This is a genomic window from Methylotenera sp., assembly GCF_030684185.1.
Taxonomy (GTDB): domain Bacteria; phylum Pseudomonadota; class Gammaproteobacteria; order Burkholderiales; family Methylophilaceae; genus Methylotenera.
In genome coordinates this window covers 262020-282503 of the sequence record NZ_JAUXOY010000014.1, presented here as the reverse complement: position 1 = coordinate 282503, position 20484 = coordinate 262020, and the positions used below count along the sequence as shown (strand labels likewise).

Below are 20484 nucleotides of genomic sequence, written 5' to 3'. Positions count from 1 at the left end.
ATATGAAATGGATGCTCAGCTGCAAACAGGCAAGCCAAATTATCTCACAGTCGTTAGACAGTCCTTTGTCAGGTTCAGACCGTATGAAATTGAGGTTTCATCTATTTTTATGCGGTGCTTGTACTCGTTTTAGCCGTCAATTGCGTTTACTTAGCAGTGCGGTTATACGCATTAAACATAATATTGAAAATGACAGTTCTGTACAGCTTCCATTAGAGTCTAAAGCTAGAATTTTTCAAAAAATTTCTAGTGCGATTGAATCTAAAAAACATTAATGACGTAATTTACTTTTTAACAATATTTATTTGAAGGACTTATCATGAACAACACACAAAAATCAATCGCACTTGCTGTTAGCGGTGCATTCGCTTTATCAATCGCAGCAACTTCAGTGAATGCTGCAGAAAATCCATTTGCAGCAAAATCATTATCCTCAGGCTATCAAGTTGCCGAACAAGATGCAAAAATGAAGGACGGTAAATGCGGTGCTGGCAAATGTGGCGCTAACATGAAAAAAACAAAAAAGACTCAAACTGAAAAAGCTAAAGAAGGTTCATGCAGTGCAGAAAAAATGAAAGATGGATCTTGTAGTGCAGAGATGAAAGGGTCAGCCGATAAAGCGCGTGAAGGATCTTGCAGCGCAGAGAAAATGAAAGAGGGTTCTTGCAGCGCTGAAATGAAAAAAGAAATGGAAAGCACTACTAAATAAACCGTATAAATAATCCTAATAAATATACCAAGTAAATAAACCCAGATGAATTACTGGTTTAGTTTTAATTAGATTTAACATGACCACTTTTAATCATGCAAAATCTAAAATCAATGGCGTGGGTTTGGGGTTAAAGCGCGAGCTGATTCCCCAAATTCAAGCTGCATTTGGCGAGGAGTCTATCGCCAATATCAACTTTCTTGAAATTGCCCCTGAAAACTGGATTAATGCAGGTGGCAAAGCCGCCAAGCAACTTGATTGGTTTGTAGAACGATACCCGATTGTTTGTCACGGCTTGTGCCTATCACTAGGTGGGCTAAGCCCGCTTAATGTTGGCTTTGTAAAACAAGTCAAAAACTTTCTGCATCAGTATCAGATACCCATTTACACCGAACATTTAAGCTACTCCACGGATGGCTATAAAGGTAAACAAGGTTATTTATATGACCTGCTACCCATTCCATTTACTGAAGAAGCTGTGCATTACGTAGCTCAACGCATACGTCAAACACAAGATATTTTAGGGCAGCAGATTGGTATTGAAAATGCCTCATTTTATGTAGCGGCGCCCGTGTCAGAAATGAGCGAACTAACATTCCTTAAAGCCGTGCTAGATGAAGCGGATTGCTTGCTTCACCTAGACATCAATAACATTTACGTGAATAGCGTTAACTTCAACTTTAACCCGCATGAATTTTTACGTGGCATCCCAGGTGAACGTATTATCTATAGCCATGTGGCGGGGCATTACCAACAAACCCCGAATTTATTGATAGATACACATGGTGAAAACATCATTGACCCTGTTTGGGCTTTGCTCGAAGAATCTTACCAACTATTTGGCACTTTCCCGACCCTGCTAGAACGAGACACCAATATCCCACCTTTGAAAATTTTGATGAGCGAAATCAATAAAATTGCCCAGTTACAACTTAACCAAAGCAATCAACAAATATCATGAGTGCTAACCTGCCGAGCTTTCAGCGCTATCAATTAGCATTTACCGCACACATACGCAACCCACACCATCAGCCACGTCCTCAAGGCGTGGATGCTAACCGCATGGCTGTATATCAAGAAATTGTGTTTAATAATCTATTTGCATCAGTATCTGCCTGCTTTCCCGTTGCGCAAAAAGTTTTAGGCAAGCGTGCATGGTTAAAATTAACTCAAGCTTTTTTGCGGGAACACGCTGCAAATACGCCAATTTTTAGACAAATTCCTGAAGAGTTCTTAAGTTTTTTAAGTGACACAAACACACATGCAAACACTGATGTTAAGCCGTTACTGCCGCCTTATCTCGCAAGCCTATGCCATTATGAATGGATAGAACTGTTGGTAGCTTCAATGCCAGCGCCTGAGTTGGCCAGTGAAAAAATCAACCTAGCAGGTAATTTACTCACAGGACACCCAGTTTTTGCACCAACAATGCAATTACTGCATTATGACTATGCCGTGCACAAAATTTCACTTCGTAACAAACCCAAACAAAAACAAAGCACACATCTTTTGGTGCACCGCAACACAGAGGATTTGGTTAAGTTTACAGAATTAAATGCTATTACATTTAGACTGCTTTTATTATTACAACAAAATAAAATCACTGGTGAGCAAGCACTCACATTGCTCGCTAATGAGATAGCGCAACCACATCCTGAAACTATCATTCAATTTGGGCTGGAAACTCTGGAGAACCTAAGAAGCCAAGGCGTGATTCTTGGTACAGCTTCATCTAACCTTGGTGACTAACTTAGCCAATTCCATCAAACAATATTTCACCACATAAAAACAAAGTTAAGCACCATAAGTTACTAAGAAATATGAGATAATTGCATTGTAGAAACAAAACCATTGCCCATGTAACCCTCTGTAATACCTCCCAACTCCGTTAAGCCTAAACAAAAAACAAGCAGTTTCACCTCTATTTTTTGCAGCCAGCAACATTCATCTGCAAAAAATGTATTACCAATGACTGACAATCGGAGAACATTTTGTCAATTTTAAACATCAACAACCTTAACCCTCAAGAAATTAAAACCAATTTACTTAGTGGCTTAACCGTCGCATTGGCTATGGTGCCAGAAGCTATTGCCTTTGCCCTTATTGCCCACGTGTCACCTCTCACAGGCTTGTATGCCGCCGTAATCGTTGCCTTCATCACCTCTGCCTTTGGCGGCCGCCCAGGCATGATTTCTGGCGCAACCGGCGCTCTGGCTGTAGTGATGGTGGCACTGGTTGTACAGCATGGCGTTGAGTATTTATTTGCTACAGTTGTACTCATGGGCATACTGCAAATACTGTTTGCAGTAGCCAAGCTGGGTAAATTTATCCGCATGGTGCCGTACCCAGTGATGCTGGGCTTTGTAAATGGCTTAGCCATTGTGATTTTTCTGGCGCAATTTGGGCATTTTAAAACTGTCGCTGAAGATGGTACTGCCACCCGGATGAGCGGCTACGCTCTTTATATCATGCTGGGGTTAATAGCCTTAACTATGGCAGTAATCTACCTGTTACCTAAACTTACCAAAGCCATTCCATCGACCTTAGCCGCCATCATGCTAGTATCATTCGGTGTAACTTTCCTGAAGGTCGATACAAAAACCGTAGGCGATTTAGGCTCTATCGCTGGTGGTTTGCCTAACTTCCATTTACCCACTGTGCCATTCAATTTTGAAACGCTTACTATTATTTTTCCCTACGCCTTAATACTGGCAGCGATTGGCTTGATTGAAACTTTGCTGACACTTAACCTTATTGACGACATGACCGACACCAGAGGCAAGCCTAACCGCGAGTCGCTCGCTCAAGGCATAGCCAACGTGGTGACAGGTTTCTTCGGTGGAATGGGTGGATGTGCCATGATTGGTCAAAGTATGATTAACGTGAATAACGGTGCATTAAAAAGACTTTCAGGCATAGCCACTGCGGTATTTTTGCTTTCATTTATTCTGTTTGCATCACACTGGATTGAAATGATTCCACTCGCAGCATTGATTGGCGTAATGTTTGTCGTTGCAGAAAAAACCTTTGAGTGGGGAAGCTTTAGATTATATGGCAAAGTACCTAAGCCTGATTTATTGGTTATCGTATTGGTAGCAAGTATTACAGTCGTTGCTGATTTAGCGATTGCTGTAATTGTTGGTGTTATTTTCTCTGCCTTGGTGTTCGCATGGGAACATGCCAAACAAATCAGCGTAACAACGCGCACCAATGAACATGGCTGGAAAGTATACGAATTGCAGGGAACATTATTTTTCGCTTCAATTGCTGCTTTTCAGAATCTGTTTTCTCCTGCTGATGATCCACAAGAAGTTGCGATTGATTTTAAAAATGCAAAGGTCGCAGATCATTCAGCACTAGCCGCAATTGACTCACTTGCAGAGCGCTATCAGTCAGTTGGTAAACAGCTGCATTTAAAACATCTTAGTCAAGATTGCCTGGAACTACTAGATAAAGCCAAAGGCATGATAGAAGTGAATGTATTGGAAGACCCAAAATATCACATAGCTGATAACAAGTTGGGATGATGCATCCCTAACCCAACCAACTTGGGCTTCTGGGAGGGTTAGCAACCGCCCATAAACTAATCGTCGAAATTAACTTGCTGTAGCTGCCGTTCTTCTAGCGCTACAAGCAAGTTTTTTTGTTCCGTTTGCCCCATACCCCACCAAGCCTTTATTTCATCGATGGTGCGATAACAGCCTTGGCACAAACCGCTCGATTCGTCCACCGCACATACACCAATACAGGGCGACTTAATCTCGGGCTGCGTGTTTTCCGTCATATTATTTATCCGTCAGCTTCACAGAAGCGGCTAACTTAAGATACCGTGGCACTGCTTATATTTTTTACCTGAGCCACATGGACATGGATCATTACGCCCAACTTTAACACCGTCACGAATCACTGGTTGATTAGTGGCCTGTGCTGCTTCCGTGTCAGCCGGGTTAGCTAAAGCTTCATCATAATCAGCATGTTGATAGTGTACATTTTCCAATTCCACTGGTTTTTCAACGGCCTCAACATCTGCCTCGGTTTTCACTTGTACCAACATAGTCACTTTGGTCACTTCGCTTTTTACCGTATTCAGCAGGCCTTCAAATAGCTCAAAAGCTTCACGCTTATATTCTTGTTTAGGATTTTTTTGTGCATAAGAACGTAAATGTATGCCTTGGCGCAAATGATCCAGTGCAGCAAGATGTTCGCGCCAATGATTATCCAGGCTTTGTAACATCACTGAGCGCTCAAACTGGCGCATGATATCAGGGCTCGCTTGCTGCTCTTTGGCAACATAAGCGCTATTTGCAGCATCTATAATGCGTTCACGCAGGGTTTCTTCGTGTAAGTCAGGGTTATCTTCCAGCATTTTTTGCAATGGAATCTCAATTCCGGCTTCAGTTTTAAGTTCTCGCTCCAAACCTGGCACATCCCATTGTTCTTCAACACTATTCGGTGGAATGTGAGCAGCAATCATACTTGTCAACACATCTTCGCGCATGGCCTTGATAGTTTCACCGACATCGGCGGCTTCTAACAACTCATTACGTTGCTCGTAAATCACCTTACGCTGATCATTAGCGACATCGTCGTATTCTAGTAATTGCTTACGAATATCAAAGTTACGGCCTTCAACCTTTCGTTGCGCATTTTCAATTGCACGTGTCACCCATGGGTGCTCAATTGCCTCGCCATCCGGCATGTTGAGTTTTTCCATAATGGCTGAAACACGATCAGAGGCAAAAATACGAAGTAACTGGTCTTCTAATGAAAGATAGAACCTGCTCGAACCCGCATCACCTTGCCGACCAGAGCGCCCTCGTAACTGGTTATCTATGCGACGTGATTCATGACGCTCCGTACCCGCAATATGCAGGCCGCCAGCAGCTAAAACTGCATCGTGTCGTTGTTGCCATTCTGCTTTAAGCGCAGCGATGCGCGTTTGCTTCTCTGCATCCGTAAGCTTTTCGTCATGTTTAACTGCTTCAATATCTGTTTCCGGGTTACCGCCCAGCACAATATCAGTACCACGGCCCGCCATGTTGGTGGCAATGGTAATCACACCAGGACGACCTGCCTGTGCAATCACATGCGCTTCACGCTCATGCTGCTTAGCATTTAACACTTGATGCTCTAATTTTTCTGCATTCAACAACTTAGAAATTAGCTCCGAGTTTTCAATCGAGGTAGTGCCTACCAATACTGGCTGTCCACGGCTTTGGCAGTCTTTAATATCCAATATCACTGCAGCATACTTTTCTTGCGCTGTGCGGTACACTTTATCCATATTATCTTTACGCAACATAGGGCGGTGCGTTGGAATCACAATAGTTTCTAAATTGTAAATCTGGTTAAACTCATAAGCTTCAGTATCTGCAGTACCTGTCATACCTGAAAGTTTGGTATACATACGGAAATAGTTTTGAAATGTGATAGAGGCGAGCGTTTGGTTTTCTTTTTGAATCTCTACACCTTCTTTAGCTTCAACTGCTTGATGCAAACCATCTGACCAGCGGCGACCCGGCATCATACGGCCATTGATTTCATCTACAATAGTCACTTCACCATCACGCACCACGTAATGTTGGTCTCTATGGTAAAGATTGCGCGCGCGAAGTGAGGCATATAGATGATGCACCAGCGTAATATTAGAAGCCTCATACAAACTCGAACCTTCCGCTAACAAGCCAGCCTCAGTGAGCAAGCCTTCTGCATGCTCATGTCCTTGTTCAGACATCACGACATTTTGGCCTTTTTCATCCACCCAAAAGTCACCCTCGCCGTCTTCTTCGGTTTGAGCAACTAATTTTGCAGCAACGGCGTTAATCTGACTGTACAGCGCAATGCTGTCATCCGCTTGGCCAGAAATAATCAACGGCGTACGTGCTTCATCGATTAAGATTGAATCAACCTCATCAATTAAAGCATAACTCAAACCACGCTGCACACGACCGTCACGCTCATGCACCATGTTATCTCGCAGATAGTCAAAACCATATTCGTTATTGGTACCATAGGTAATGTCTGCAGAATATGCCTGGCGTTTAACGTCATTTGGCATTTGCGATAGATTAATGCCTATTGTTAAACCTAAAAAGTTGTATAACTTGCCCATCCATTCAGCATCGCGCTTTGCAAGATAGTCATTCACAGTAACTACATGCACACCCTTACCTGTCAGCGCATTTAAATAAACTGGCAGAGTCGCTACTAAGGTTTTACCTTCCCCTGTACGCATTTCGCCAATCTTGCCTGCGTTAAGCACCATACCGCCTATCATTTGCACGTCAAAATGGCGCATACCTAAGGCACGCACACCACCTTCACGCACAACAGCAAAGGCTTCTGGCAAAAGTTTTTCTAAAGTCTCGCCATTGTTAAAGCGTTGTTTGAACTCTTCAGTTTTTGCCCTTAACTCATCATCAGACAAGGCCTGCATTGCTGGCTCTAGCGCATTGATTTGATGTACCTTTTGCGCGTATTGTTTGACCAACCTCTCATTACGGCTACCAAATAACTTTTTGAACAACGTGGATATCATGAAATGACTGACTTTCGACTTTAAAGAATTTTTAATTGGAGAAATAGGTTTTTTATAACTTAAGTTTCTAAGTGTGGTTTTTAATGGCGTGTCTTTTTATTATCATGCGGGGTACATGGGGCTTAGTTTAATTAATTCAATGACTGGCATGAAGATATTTTCTAGGATCCAGCGCATTTCCATTCAACCTGATTTCATAATGCAAATGTGCGCCAGTAGAACGACCCGTACTACCCACTAACGCCACCACCTGACCTTTCTCAACCCTATCGCCAAGCTTCACCATTAATTTTGAGGCATGTGCATAACGTGTTTCCAAGCCAGAGCCATGATCAACTTTTACAATATTACCATAATCTGGTGAATGTTCTGCTGATGTCACTATGCCGCCAGCTGCCGCATATATTGGTGTACCTGTAGAGGCAGAAAAATCCAGGCCTTCATGAAATGCTTTATTCCCGTTAAATGGATCAATACGCCAACCATAACTAGAACTGTTAAATGCTGCATTGACAGGGCTGCTATTGGGCAACATGTCTTTTAAAACGCTCTGTTGTAAAAGCTTTGCCTCGATATCACTTAAATATTCCGTATCAAAATCAATTTTTGCCATCGTTTCTGTGATTTTCTGTTGCAATTCAATCTCAGATATTGGTGCATTAAGCACTAAAGGTCCGCCTCGATTAGCTGGTTGCGACTTACTTTCATCAAGCTTGGTTGGCTCGGAATTATCACGCACCACCTTCTTCTCACCAGCCAACTTGGCCAATCGCTCGCTTTGTGCATCCAAACGCATAATGCGCGCTTGCATCTCCCCTAATTGCACGGCGTAAGCATCAAGATGTTTTTGTGGGTTATTCATGTTAAAAGAAAACTTAAGCTTATCGGGAATAAGTGAGCCCGCCCCTTGTTGCACAACAGACTCCTGTGGCACAATCAGCAATAAAGCTAATAGCAATGGCAACAATATTAGCGCGAGCACAATCAAACCAACTTGTAGTGTTGATAGTGTTTTCGCTTTCGCCATATTATTTGAGACAAAGATGATATTCATAGCAGTCCTAATCACTACTCGCATTTTTAACACTGGCTACCATGCGCCAGTTTAATTCATTGCTTAAGCAACCCGAGCTTATTGCATTAAACGCTCGCTCAATAGAAACTGAAGCTGCGCAAAAAATCTGGGTTGCGATTGCGCCTGACAATTTGGCACAATTCAGCCATGCAAGTAGTATTAAAAACAAACAATTTACGATATTTGCAGACAACAATACTGTAGCCGCAAAAATTAAGCTTTTTATACCTAGCTTATTGATTAAGCTAGAAAAGCAAGGGTGTGAAGTTACTTCAATTCTGGTGAAAGTGCAAGTAAAATCTACCCCTCTGGCTAAACCTAAAGTAATCAAAAAGCTTAGCGCTCATGCCGCGGATGAGATAAATCAGCTCTCAAAAAAATTATCCGGCACACCACTTGGTGACGCGCTAGCCAGATTAGCTACAAAAGCTAATTGAAACATCACTCACTCTATTAAACCCCTAAGTCTAACTTCAGCAAGGCAAATACACATTGCCATAGCCATATAATCTACCGGTTGTTCGCCGCGCTTATTAGTGCAATAATGACCCGTTGTTACAAATTGTTTACATTAATAAATATGGTGTAACTTCAGTTTTTACAAAGCGTTTCGCAGTTGGTCAATTAGCATTTTTGTTTCACATTGATATCTTGGTTCGCACTAGTTTTATTTTTAACGTTTTAAAAATTATTTTTTTGTCACGGTTTATAAAAATTTAGATAGGGAGAAGTTATGTCAGTCGCACTAATGATTGCTGTTGGCGCTGCTATTTTAGCGGTGTTATATGGCGTAATAATGAGCAAATGGATTAGCAACTTACCAGCGGGCAATGCACGCATGCAAGAGATTGCTAGCGCAATTCAGCAAGGGGCGGCGGCTTACTTAGCACGTCAATATAAAGCAATTACCATTGTTGGCATTATCCTGGCAGTGCTTATTGGCTATTTCCTGGGATTAAAGACTGCTATTGGCTTTGTTGTCGGCGCTGTGCTATCGGGCGCATGCGGCTTCATTGGTATGAATGTATCAGTTAAGGCTAACGTTCGCACTGCTCAGGCGGCCACACGAGGCATAGCACCTGCATTAGACGTTGCCTTTAAGGGCGGGGCGATTACTGGTATGTTAGTAGTAGGTTTAGGCTTATTAGGCGTGGCTGGTTTTTACTGGTATTTAGGCGGCGAAGCAGCAACTGACTTAAACCCATTAATTGGTTTAGCTTTTGGCTCATCTCTAATTTCCATCTTTGCACGTTTAGGTGGCGGCATATTCACAAAAGGTGCGGACGTTGGCGCAGACTTGGTTGGCAAAGTTGAAGCTGGCATTCCTGAGGATGATCCGCGTAACCCAGCTGTGATTGCTGATAATGTTGGCGATAACGTGGGTGACTGTGCTGGCATGGCGGCTGACTTATTTGAGACTTATGCTGTCACATTAATTGCCACCATGGTCTTGGGTAGCCTGTTAGTCTCTAATTCAAGTGCAATTCTCTATCCGCTCATGTTGGCGGCAGTTTCTATCGTAGCGTCTATCATTGGCTGCTTCTTTGTAAAAGCTTCACCAGGTATGAAAAACGTAATGCCCGCCTTGTATAAAGGCTTGGCAGTAGCAGGTGTGATTTCACTCGCCGCATTTTACTTTGTAACTACGAAAATGTTCCCAGAAGGCTTAGTTGCGGGCGACTTAACTATATCAGCCAATCAGCTATTTGGTGCTTGCGCGGTTGGCTTGGTATTAACTGCAGCATTGGTATGGATTACTGAATACTATACAGGCACGGATTACGCGCCAGTTAGACACGTTGCACAAGCCTCTACTACCGGCCATGCTACCAACATCATTGCAGGTATTGGCATTTCAATGAAATCTACAGCTTGGCCCGTGCTTTCAGTTTGCCTTGCTATTTTCGTATCGCATCACTTAGGCGGTTTATACGGCATTGCAATTGCCGCAACTTCTATGCTGAGTATGGCTGGTATCGTTGTTGCGCTAGATGCTTACGGCCCGATTACTGACAATGCAGGCGGTATTGCAGAAATGGCCGGCTTACCGAAAGAAGTACGTGACGTGACTGATCCACTTGATGCGGTTGGTAACACCACTAAAGCGGTTACTAAAGGCTATGCAATTGGTTCTGCAGGTTTAGCTGCATTGGTATTGTTCGCAGATTATACCCATAAGCTTGAATCTCACCTTGGCCAGGCAATAGACTTTAGTTTGAGTGACCCAATGGTGATTATTGGCCTGTTCATTGGTGGCTTAATTCCATTCTTATTTGCCGCTATGGCAATGGAAGCGGTAGGGCGTGCTGCCGGCGCGGTGGTTGAAGAAGTGCGCCGCCAGTTCCGTGACATCAAAGGCATTATGGATGGCACGGGCAAACCTGAATACGGCAAAGCGGTAGATATGCTCACCACAGCCGCCATTAAAGAGATGATGATTCCATCACTATTACCTGTTGCAGTACCAGTTGCAGTTGGCTTATTACTTGGCCCTGTCGCGCTAGGCGGCTTGTTAATGGGTACTATTGTGACGGGCCTGTTTGTAGCGATTTCAATGTGTACTGGCGGTGGTGCTTGGGATAACGCCAAGAAGTATATTGAAGATGGCAATCACGGAGGCAAGGGTTCAGAAGCACATAAAGCAGCCGTTACTGGCGATACCGTTGGTGACCCGTACAAGGATACTGCGGGGCCAGCAATTAATCCATTGATTAAAATAATCAATATTGTAGCTTTGTTAATAGTACCTCTATTACATATGTAAATTTAAGTATATATGTAACGGATGAAGGCGGCCCAGGCCGCCTTTTTTATTACACTTCTTATTACAGGTTATAATACAAACACATATTCAATAAGATACCCAGACTACCCGAAAAGTATTGTTGTAAACTTATGTTCAGGGCGTACATCTGGTAAGGAGTTACATTTGAGACATTCTGAAAATCACCGTTCGCATCGCATTGGTTGGTTACGTGCGGCGGTTTTAGGCGCAAATGATGGCATTGTATCCACCGCGAGTTTAATTATTGGCGTGGCGGCAGCAAATGCCGCGCAAGATACGATTCTGTTAACCGGTGTCGCAGGCTTGGTATCTGGTGCCATGTCAATGGCGGCGGGGGAGTATGTCTCCGTTAGCTCTCAGTCCGATACCGAAGCGGCAGATTTAACCCGTGAACGTGAAGAGCTTGCCACCCAGCCAGAGCATGAACTTGAAGAACTAAAGGGTATTTATATTGGTCGTGGACTCACACCGGATTTAGCTCATCAAGTCGCGCTACAACTCACCAAGCATGATGCGCTAGGCGCACATGCCAGAGATGAGCTCGGCATTATAGAAACAATGAATGCACGTCCTGTTCAAGCCGCGCTGGCTTCTGCAGGCACGTTTGCGGTTGGCGCTGCATTGCCTCTACTGGTTGCGGTTGTCGTCTCTTCAACAAATACCGTACCTTATGTTGCAGGTATGTCACTCGCATTTTTAGCCTTGCTAGGTGGCCTAGCCGCAAAAGCTGGTGGTGCCAACATTTGGCTAGGAACTGGCCGCGTAGCCTTTTGGGGTGCATTAGCGATGGCAGCAACGGCCGGAGTTGGAAGCCTATTCGGCGTTGTAGCTGCGTAACATATTTAATTAAAAATAAAAGTAAAAAAGGCAGCTTAAGCTGCCTTTTTTACTTAATGTGACCTAAGTTTTAATACCTGGCAAGTTTACCTGACCATTTAGAATGCTGGTTTAACCTTAGCATTGTTATAGTTGGCAACACCATCTAAAATTTCTTTTTTAGCTTGCTCGATATCGCCCCAGCCATTGATTTTCACCCATTTACCTTTATCTAAATCTTTGTAATGCTCAAAAAAGTGAGAAATCATATTCAAACGCCATTCAGAAACATCTGTATGCGTTTTAAGGTGACCGTACAAACCACACACTTTCTCTACTGGCACTGCCAATACTTTTGCATCTAAGCCAGCTTCATCTTCCATCAAAAGCACACCAAGTGGACGACAACGCACTACAACACCAGGAATTAAAGCAACTGGCGTCATTACTAGCACATCTACCGGGTCTCCGTCATCTGCCAGCGTATGTGGCACATAGCCATAATTGGTTGGATATTGCATGGCAGTTCCCATGAAACGATCGACAAAAATCGCGCCGCTGTCTTTATCTACTTCATATTTAACTGGATCACCCTGCATTGGGATTTCAATGATGACATTAAAGTCATTTGGCACATCTTTACCGGTTGGCACTTGGTTTAACGACATTGCGGATTCCTAGATTATAAAATTGACTGATTAATTCTTTGTATTTAATTTTGAGCCGCAATTATAGCAAGCCCACTAGATAAATTTGTAAAAAAGCATACCAAATGCTTGTAACTAAATTGTGACTTTCACTTGCTCTCGGCAACTTTGAATAACGGCTTGGGGAATAAACAATAAAGCAACATAAACTAATACAGGAATAATCACGACGTCATCAAGCTGACCTAACACCGGTATAAAGTCTGGAATCAAATCAAAAGGAAGCAATAAATACCCAACTGCCAAACCCAAAAACATCTTAGCAATCCATGGTGTTTCAGGATGTTTGAGTACCAAACGATAGACTGCAAACTCCTGTTTGAGATGCTTAGTTAAAGACTTCAGTTTTTCAATCACGGTATTTGCCAGCAATTCAGTAGAAACTAGTCTAGGTGTAGCGGATGGCCTGTTAATCGCTCAAACGCTTCCATATATTTTTCACTGGTTTTTCGTGCAACATCCTCTGGCAATGCTGGTGCAGGAGGAGTTTTATTCCAACCTATGCTTTCCAGCCAATCACGCACAAACTGTTTATCATAACTTGGCTGATTACTGCCGACTGCATAACTATCAGCTGGCCAAAAACGTGATGAATCTGGCGTTAAAACCTCATCCATCACATGTAAAACGCCGTTCACATCTAGACCAAATTCAAACTTAGTATCGGCAATAATAATGCCGCGAGTGAGCGCATACTCTGCAGCTTGTTTATATAGAGCAATTGCAACGCTTGCTACCTGGTCAGCCATTTCTTTACCAATCAAATCTGCGCATTGTTGCAAACTGATATTTTCATCATGCTCGCCAACTGCCGCTTTACTTGATGGCGTAAAAATTGGAGTTGGTAATTTAGAAGCTTCTTGCAAACCAGCCGGCAATTGAATGCCGCATACAGTTCCTTTGGTCTTATATTCTTTCCATCCACTACCTACTAAATAACCACGCACAATGGCCTCAATAGGCAAGGCTTTTAGTTTTTTTACAACAACTGCACGTGAGCCAAGCTGTGCTTGCTCTACAGGGTTGGTCACTACACTATTTGGATCTATACCAGTTAAATGGTTAGGCACGACATCTTTGAGCTTTTCAAACCAAAAATTCGCCATCTGTGTAAGCATCGCACCTTTATTAACAATGCCTGTGGGCAATATCACATCAAAAGCAGATAATCTATCGGTGCTTACCAACAGCATTGTATCGGCGTCGATATCATAGATATCGCGTACTTTACCTTGGTGTATGCGTTTTAGGCTTTGAATACTGGTTTCTAATAAAGGCTTATTCATCTGAGGTGACTTATGTTTTAACGGTTGAAAGTTCGATTGGCTATTATAAAGGCCTAGTAAAAACCTAGCAAAACTTTATCCATGGATTTACACATTCAAATACTTTCGACTTTTAGATATATTAAAGACTAAGCCTGTTTGTTTTCACCGACTTTAATTATTTTTAGTGTATTTGTTCCACCTGGGCTGCCAATAGGCTCGCCAAATGTTAGCAATACAATGTCGCCTAAACTCACTGCTTTTTGTTGTAATAATACTTGTTCCATTTCTTGCAAAATTTCGTCCTTATTTTTATTACCTTGCTCAATAGGAAATGGGTAAACACCGCGATGCAGAGTAAGTTTTCTGCGAGCGTATTTGTCTGGTGATAGCGCATAAATTGGCATCTCAGAATCAGCCCGTGAAAGCCATTGTGCCGCATTACCAGACTGCGTAAGCGCGGCAATCGCTTTAACTTTCAAGTGTTGGGCTGTGTAGATGGCAGCTGCCGCAATCGCCTCATCAGTCCGGACAAATACTTGGTCTAGCTTTTTAACATGCTCTTGGATGTAATACTCTTTTTCAGCCTCCATCACCACACGGTGTACCGCTTGCACCGTTTCTAACGGGTACTGCCCTGCTGCAGTTTCAGCAGACAACATTACCGCATCCGTACCATCCAGCACGGCATTAGCAACATCCGAAACTTCAGCACGCGTTGGAATTGGGCTGGTAATCATGGATTCCATCATTTGCGTAGCGGTAATCACTAATTTATTTTGCACGCGCGCCATGCGTATCATTCGTTTTTGCAGGCCTGGTACGGCCGCATCACCTACCTCAACGCCTAAATCACCACGTGCTACCATGATTGCATCTGAAGCTTCAATAATTGACTCCAGGTTATCAATGGCTTCTGCACGCTCAATTTTGGCGATAATACTTGCTGTACCTCCGGCCTTTTTAACCAAAGTTCGCGCAAGCTCAACGTCTAATGCGGTTTTAGGAAAAGACATCGCAATATAATCCGCCTCTAAAGCCACAGCAGTTTTAATATCTTCACGATCTTTTTTCGTCAACGCATCTGCCGACAGCCCTCCCCCTTGGCGATTTATCCCTTTGTTATTACTTAATATGCCGCCGTTTAAAACTAAACAATGAATCTGGTTTCCTTTAACTCTATCCACTTGCATGGTAATACGGCCATCATCCAGCAGCAAAATAACACCTTCGGCAACTTCTTGCGGCAGCGCTTTGTAATCCAGCCCGACATGATCTTGATTACCTAATTGGCAATCTGAATCTAAAATAAACAAATCACCTGTTTTTAAAGTCACTTTACCCAATTCAAATTTACCAATACGGATTTTTGGCCCTTGCAAATCGCACAATACGCCAATGGGGCGGTTGAGTTTTGCAGCGATTGCACGCACCATTTCTGCGCGATTGATATGCTCCTCTGCGTTACCATGAGAGAAATTAAGACGCACTACGTTCACGCCAGCCATAATCATACGCGCCAGCATTTCCTCACTATTTGAGGATGGGCCTAAAGTTGCAACAATTTTTGTTTTACGTAATGTCAATCTTTAAACTCTTTTCAACGATATGTTGTTTTTAATATGATGAATTCTAAATTCAAATAAAAATGGGGCTAGTAGCCCCATTTTATGGTTTATACCAACTTTTAGGCTATTTATTAACTACCTGCCCGCTGCTCAAGTATCTCTACAGCTGGCAGTTTCTTCCCTTCTAGAAATTCTAAAAAAGCGCCTCCAGCGGTTGAAATGTAATCTATTTGATCTTCAATACCGTATTTCTGAATCGCGGCAATCGTATCTCCACCACCCGCCAATGTGAACGCTTTGGTATTAGCTATGGCAAGCGCTATGGTTTTTGTGCCTTCGCCAAACTGGTCAAATTCAAATACGCCAACAGGCCCATTCCAAACCACAGTGCCTGCATTTTTAATGATCGCTGCTATTTCATTAGCAGATTTCGCGCCAATGTCAAAAATCATATCGTCTGCCGCCACAGAAGCCACGTCTTTCTTGATTGCGGGCTCATTTTGATCAAATTTTTTCCCGCAAACCACGTCCACAGCAATTGGAATTGTCGCTCCTCTTTGGGTCATTTTGTCCATTAAGGTGCGCGCAACGGGAACTAAATCATCTTCACAAAGTGATTTACCCACTTCATTGCCTGCCGCCTTCAAAAAGGTATTAGCAATACCACCACCAACTACCATTTGATCTACTTTTTCTGACAAACTTTCTAGCACTGTCAGCTTAGTAGAAACTTTGCTGCCGCCAACAATGGCCACCATAGGGCGCGCTGGGCTTAGCAAGGATTTAGTCAATGCCTCCAATTCATTCACCAACAAAATGCCTGCGGCAGCAATTGGCGCAAACTTTGCTACACCATGTGTTGAAGCCTCTGCACGATGGGCTGTACCGAATGCATCCATCACAAATATGTCGCATAGCTTGGCATATTTTTGTGACAATTCATCTACACTTTTTTTCTCACCTTTATTGAATCGACAGTTTTCTAACACCACCAATTCACCTGCAGCCACATCAAAACCGCCATCAACCCAGTCTTTTATCAAACGTACAGGCTTGCCTAGATTCGCAGAGATGACATCGACCACTGGTTTAAGTGAGTTTTCCTCAGAATAAACACCTTCTTCAGGGCGGCCTAAATGTGATGTCACCATAACCTTAGCTCCTGCCTTTAAGGCATGCTCAATGGTAGCCATAGAAGCCGTAATTCGTGCATCTGAAGTGACTTTGCCATCTGTGACTGGTACGTTCAAATCCGCACGAATCAGTACGCGCTTGCCATTTAAATCTAAATCCGTCATTTTAATTACATTCATCGCTTAGATCTCCCTTAGCATTCATCTTAGCTTGCGCCTAAGTATTTTCTTATGATTTTATCCAGTAAAACTCGACTTCATCTTTATCGCCCATTGCTTTTTCTATAATTGTAGCCAGGTGTACATCCGCGCCGCGAGCCTTAAGCATGTCTAAAGCATCGCGATTCACCCAGTAATCCTGGTCATCCTTATGTTCTGTCACTAACTCATCATTCAAAAACTTCAATTGGGCATAGCTGATTTGGCCTAACCAACGATTATTGCTTTTATCTTTCAGCGTAATCATTTACATCCTTACTTTGTAGATTATGGTCATGTGGAGATAGGCCGAAATGCCAGCCTATCCTCACTGACATTTACTTAGCGATATGTTGCACCAAACGCATTAAGTTGCAGGTATAGCCATATTCGTTATCGTACCAGGCAACAATTTTCACAAAGGTAGGATCTAATAAGATACCAGCATCTGCATCAAATACTGATGGGCAAGTTTCACCGCGGAAATCAGTAGATACTACTTTCTCTGTAGTGTAGCCAAGCACACCTTTTAGCTCGCCTTCAGAGGCTTTTTTCATGGCTTGACAAATAGCTTCGTAAGTAGCTTCATTGTTCAATTCGCATGTTAAATCAACGACAGAAACATCAGAAGTTGGTACACGGAAAGCCATGCCAGTCAGTTTTTTGTTGAGTGATGGAATGACCTTACCTACTGCTTTAGCCGCACCCGTGCTCGATGGGATGATATTCTCTAAAATACCACGACCGCCGCGCCAGTCTTTATTTGATGGGCCATCTACTGTTTTTTGTGTCGCTGTTGCAGCATGAATCGTTGTCATTAAACCGCGTTTAATACCAAAAGCATCGTTTAATACTTTAACCACTGGCGCCAAGCCATTAGTTGTACATGACGCCGCAGAAACAATGGCCTCGCCTTTGTATTCATTATGATTCACGCCATATACGAACATAGGTGTGTCATCTTTACCTGGCGCGGATTGCACCACCTTCTTAGCGCCAGCGTCGATATGCTTCTGGCAGGTCTCTTGGGTTAGAAAAAAACCCGTACATTCAATGACGATATCAGCTTTAACTTCATTCCACTTCAAATTAGCGGGGTCTTTTTCAGCCGTCAGGCGAATAGTCTTGCCATTCACCACCAAATTATTACCGCTAACCGCCACATCGCCCTTGAAACGACCATGCACAGAATCGTATTTAAGCATATACGCCAGATAATCCGGCTCTAGTAAATCATTGATTGCGACCACTTCAATATCAGTAAAATCTTTGACTGCGGCGCGAAACACCATACGCCCGATACGTCCGAAACCATTAATTGCTATGCGAATTGCCATGATAATTCCTAAGTTTTATTATTCACCTTAACGCTAGAAACCGTAGCGTTAAAATAAATCTATACCATCAAAAAAATAAGGCACCTCATTACCGAGGTGCCTTATTAAACTAAGCTACTAGTTATTTCACGACGCTTTTAATTTCAGCGCCTTAAATTAAGCTACCAAAATTAAGCTTGTAAAATTAAAGCACCGATTTAACCGTTGCCACTACATTTTCAACCGTGAAGCCAAAATGTTTTAACAACACACCGCCAGGAGCTGATTCACCGAATGTATCGATACCTACAACAGCGCCTTCTAAGCCTACATATTTGCGCCAGAAATCAGTTACACCCGCTTCAACAGCCACGCGTTTTACGCCTGGTGTCAATACGCTTTCTTTGTATGCTTTATCTTGACGGTCAAATACATTAGTTGAAGGCATTGAAACTACGCGCACTTTAGTACCCGCAGCATTTAGCTCAGCAGCCGCTTTAACCGCTAATTCAAGTTCTGAACCATTGGCAATGATAATAACATCAGCTTTACCTGCAACATCTGACAGTACATAACCACCTTTACGCATTAAATCAAATTGAGCAACGTCATGTTTCATACCAGGTACGTTTTGACGGCTTAATACCAAGCTGCTCGGACCATTTTTGCGCTCAACTGCAGCCACCCAAGCTACAGCAGTTTCAGTTGAGTTACCTGGACGCCATACATCCATATTAGGAATCAGACGCAAACCAGCAGTATTCTCGATTGGTTGGTGCGTTGGACCATCTTCACCTTGACCGATAGAGTCATGTGTTAACACAGCAATAGAACGTTGTTTCATCAATGCAGCCATGCGTAAAGCACTCTTCGCATAGTCAGAGAACATATGGAATGTACCGCCGAATGGAATCAAACCACCGTGTAACGTCATACCGTTCATGATTGCGAACATACCAAATTCACGCACACCGTATGAAATATAATTACCCGGTTTTTTCGCATCAACATGGGTAAAGCTACTGCATGAAGTTAAGTTAGACCCTGTTAAGTCTGCTGAACCACCTAAGAACTCAGGCAATAATGGAGCTAATGCACCAATCACGTTTTGAGAAGCTTTACGTGTTGCAACGCCTTCAGCTTTTTCGTTGGTTGAAGCGATGATTGCGTCAGTGGCTGATTTCCAGTTAGCTGGCAAATCACCTGCCATGCGGCGTTTATACTCAGCAGCTTCAGCCGGGAATGCTTTTTCATAAGCAGCAAACTTATCATTCCATGCTGCTTCGGCAGCAGCGCCTTTAGCCGTTGCATCCCAACCAGCGTAAACATCTGCCGGAATGACGAATGGCTCATGCGGCCAGCCGATATTAGCGCGTGTTGCAGCAACTTCATCTAAACCTAACGCAGAGCCGTGGCAGTCATGTGAACCTGATTTGTTTGGCGAACCCATACCGATGACTGTTTTACAGCAAATCAACGATGGCTTGTCTGTTACTTTTTTAGCTGCTGCGATTGCAGCGCCGATTGCAGCAACATCATGACCATCTACAGATTGAACGTGCCAGCCGTATGATTCAAAACGTTTAGCAGTATCATCTGTATACCAGCCTTCGATATGACCATCAATAGAAATACCATTGTCATCCCAGAATGCTGTCAACTTGCCCAAGCCCCAAGTACCAGCAAGTGCACAAGCTTCGTGAGAAACGCCTTCCATCATGCAGCCATCGCCCAAGAACACATAAGTATGGTGATCAACAATATTCAAGTCGAGAGGTTGATTGTAGCCCTCAAAATGACCTGACTTATTAAATTGGTCAGCAAGTAATTTTTCAGCCATCGCGAAACCCACGCCGTTAGCAATCCCTTGGCCTAATGGGCCTGTAGTTGTTTCAACGCCTGGTGCATAGCCATATTCTGGGTGGCCGGCACATTTAGAATGTAATTGACGGAATGTTTTAAGCTCATCCATCGGCAATGCATAACCTGTTAAGTGTAGCAATGAATAGATCAACATTGAACCGTGACCATTAGAAAGCACAAAACGGTCGCGATTTGACCAATTTGGATTTTTTGGGTTATGGCTCAAATGGTGATTCCAAAGCTCTTCTGCGATTTCAGCCATGCCCATAGGCGCGCCTGGGTGGCCTGAATTAGCTTTTTGTACCGCATCCATAGATAACGCACGAATAGCGTTGGCTAGGTCTTTACGTGTTGCCATAGTTTTCTCCCTAATGATTAACTTGAAGTTTTACGATTTACATCTGACTTAAAGTTTTGGTTTTGACAAAACTCTAAGTCTTACAGAAAATCAGATAAAACCTTGATTGAATTCTTCAAAAAGTCAGTTTTAATAACTACTTTTTTGCAAATG

At 43.0% G+C, this 20484-nt stretch carries 19 protein-coding genes; 8 read left to right on the top strand and 11 right to left on the bottom strand.

The annotated features are described in order from the left end of the window. The first annotated feature begins 2 nt into the window (after window positions 1-2). The 5 genes from Q8J82_RS03975 to Q8J82_RS03955 all read left to right on the top strand — a co-directional run bounded on the left by Q8J82_RS03975 (window position 3) and on the right by Q8J82_RS03955 (window position 4236). A complete protein-coding gene (locus Q8J82_RS03975; protein ID WP_304909474.1) occupies window positions 3-275 on the top strand; it encodes a zf-HC2 domain-containing protein in 273 nt (90 codons plus the stop codon). A gap of 44 nt (window positions 276-319) precedes the next feature. Continuing rightward, window positions 320-709 carry a hypothetical protein gene (locus tag Q8J82_RS03970; protein WP_304909475.1) on the top strand — a complete coding sequence of 130 codons (390 nt, stop codon included), beginning with the start codon at window positions 320-322 and terminating at the stop codon, window positions 707-709. A 79-nt stretch (window positions 710-788) separates the two neighbouring features. Further along, a complete protein-coding gene (locus Q8J82_RS03965) occupies window positions 789-1670 on the top strand; it encodes a DUF692 domain-containing protein (protein ID WP_304909476.1) in 882 nt (293 codons plus the stop codon). Next, entirely contained in the window at window positions 1667-2458 is a 792-nt protein-coding gene (locus Q8J82_RS03960; protein WP_304890403.1) for a DUF2063 domain-containing protein, read from the top strand. The genes Q8J82_RS03965 and Q8J82_RS03960 overlap by 4 nt, the downstream gene beginning before the upstream one ends. 248 nt (window positions 2459-2706) lie before the next feature. Continuing rightward, complete coding sequence (locus Q8J82_RS03955; RefSeq protein ID WP_305327959.1) at window positions 2707-4236, top strand: SulP family inorganic anion transporter; 1530 nt, start codon at window positions 2707-2709, stop codon at window positions 4234-4236. Window positions 4237-4292: 56 nt separating this feature from the next. On the opposite strand, the gene Q8J82_RS03950 is transcribed toward Q8J82_RS03955, so the two are convergent. The 3 genes from Q8J82_RS03950 to Q8J82_RS03940 all read right to left on the bottom strand — a co-directional run bounded on the left by Q8J82_RS03950 (window position 4293) and on the right by Q8J82_RS03940 (window position 8301). Next, window positions 4293-4493, bottom strand: coding sequence for a DUF1289 domain-containing protein (locus tag Q8J82_RS03950; RefSeq protein WP_304890404.1), 201 nt, complete (start codon window positions 4491-4493; stop codon window positions 4293-4295). A 30-nt stretch (window positions 4494-4523) separates the two neighbouring features. Continuing rightward, window positions 4524-7247 (bottom strand): preprotein translocase subunit SecA, encoded by a 2724-nt coding sequence (gene secA, locus Q8J82_RS03945; protein WP_304890405.1) that lies wholly within the window; start codon window positions 7245-7247, stop codon window positions 4524-4526. A gap of 136 nt (window positions 7248-7383) precedes the next feature. Further along, complete coding sequence (locus tag Q8J82_RS03940; protein WP_304890406.1) at window positions 7384-8301, bottom strand: M23 family metallopeptidase; 918 nt, start codon at window positions 8299-8301, stop codon at window positions 7384-7386. A 41-nt stretch (window positions 8302-8342) separates the two neighbouring features. Here Q8J82_RS03940 and Q8J82_RS03935 point away from each other — a divergent pair, with 41 nt between their 5' ends. The 3 genes from Q8J82_RS03935 (at window position 8343) to Q8J82_RS03925 (ending at window position 11944) form a co-directional block, all read left to right on the top strand. Continuing rightward, on the top strand, window positions 8343-8759 hold the full coding sequence (locus tag Q8J82_RS03935) for a DciA family protein (RefSeq protein WP_305327223.1): 417 nt from the start codon (window positions 8343-8345) through the stop codon (window positions 8757-8759). Window positions 8760-9055: 296 nt separating this feature from the next. Next, entirely contained in the window at window positions 9056-11086 is a 2031-nt protein-coding gene (locus Q8J82_RS03930; protein WP_305327793.1) for a sodium-translocating pyrophosphatase, read from the top strand. Window positions 11087-11251: 165 nt separating this feature from the next. After that, the gene (locus Q8J82_RS03925) at window positions 11252-11944 is read left to right on the top strand and encodes a VIT family protein (protein ID WP_304891308.1); all 693 of its coding nucleotides are present in this window, start codon (window positions 11252-11254) and stop codon (window positions 11942-11944) included. A gap of 98 nt (window positions 11945-12042) precedes the next feature. Here Q8J82_RS03925 and ppa read toward each other — a convergent pair whose 3' ends face one another. From ppa to tkt, 8 genes are all read right to left on the bottom strand, one after another. Beyond that, window positions 12043-12591, bottom strand: a complete 549-nt coding sequence (gene ppa, locus Q8J82_RS03920; protein WP_304891309.1) for an inorganic diphosphatase — start codon at window positions 12589-12591, stop codon at window positions 12043-12045. 114 nt (window positions 12592-12705) lie between these two features. Further along, window positions 12706-12987: a YkvA family protein gene (locus tag Q8J82_RS03915; protein ID WP_304891310.1), complete on the bottom strand. Its 282-nt coding sequence runs from the start codon at window positions 12985-12987 to the stop codon at window positions 12706-12708. 26 nt (window positions 12988-13013) lie between these two features. Next, a complete protein-coding gene (locus Q8J82_RS03910) occupies window positions 13014-13916 on the bottom strand; it encodes a phosphoribosylaminoimidazolesuccinocarboxamide synthase (RefSeq protein WP_304891311.1) in 903 nt (300 codons plus the stop codon). 128 nt (window positions 13917-14044) lie between these two features. After that, window positions 14045-15481, bottom strand: coding sequence for a pyruvate kinase (gene pyk, locus Q8J82_RS03905; protein ID WP_304909483.1), 1437 nt, complete (start codon window positions 15479-15481; stop codon window positions 14045-14047). 113 nt (window positions 15482-15594) lie between these two features. Next, a complete protein-coding gene (locus tag Q8J82_RS03900) occupies window positions 15595-16776 on the bottom strand; it encodes a phosphoglycerate kinase (RefSeq protein WP_304890520.1) in 1182 nt (393 codons plus the stop codon). A gap of 49 nt (window positions 16777-16825) precedes the next feature. Then, window positions 16826-17062, bottom strand: coding sequence for a hypothetical protein (locus Q8J82_RS03895; RefSeq protein ID WP_304909484.1), 237 nt, complete (start codon window positions 17060-17062; stop codon window positions 16826-16828). Window positions 17063-17132: 70 nt separating this feature from the next. Beyond that, a complete protein-coding gene (gene gap / locus Q8J82_RS03890) occupies window positions 17133-18131 on the bottom strand; it encodes a type I glyceraldehyde-3-phosphate dehydrogenase (protein WP_304891042.1) in 999 nt (332 codons plus the stop codon). Window positions 18132-18315: 184 nt separating this feature from the next. Continuing rightward, on the bottom strand, window positions 18316-20331 hold the full coding sequence (gene tkt, locus Q8J82_RS03885; RefSeq protein ID WP_305327792.1) for a transketolase: 2016 nt from the start codon (window positions 20329-20331) through the stop codon (window positions 18316-18318). Between the last annotated feature and the right edge of the window lie 153 nt (window positions 20332-20484).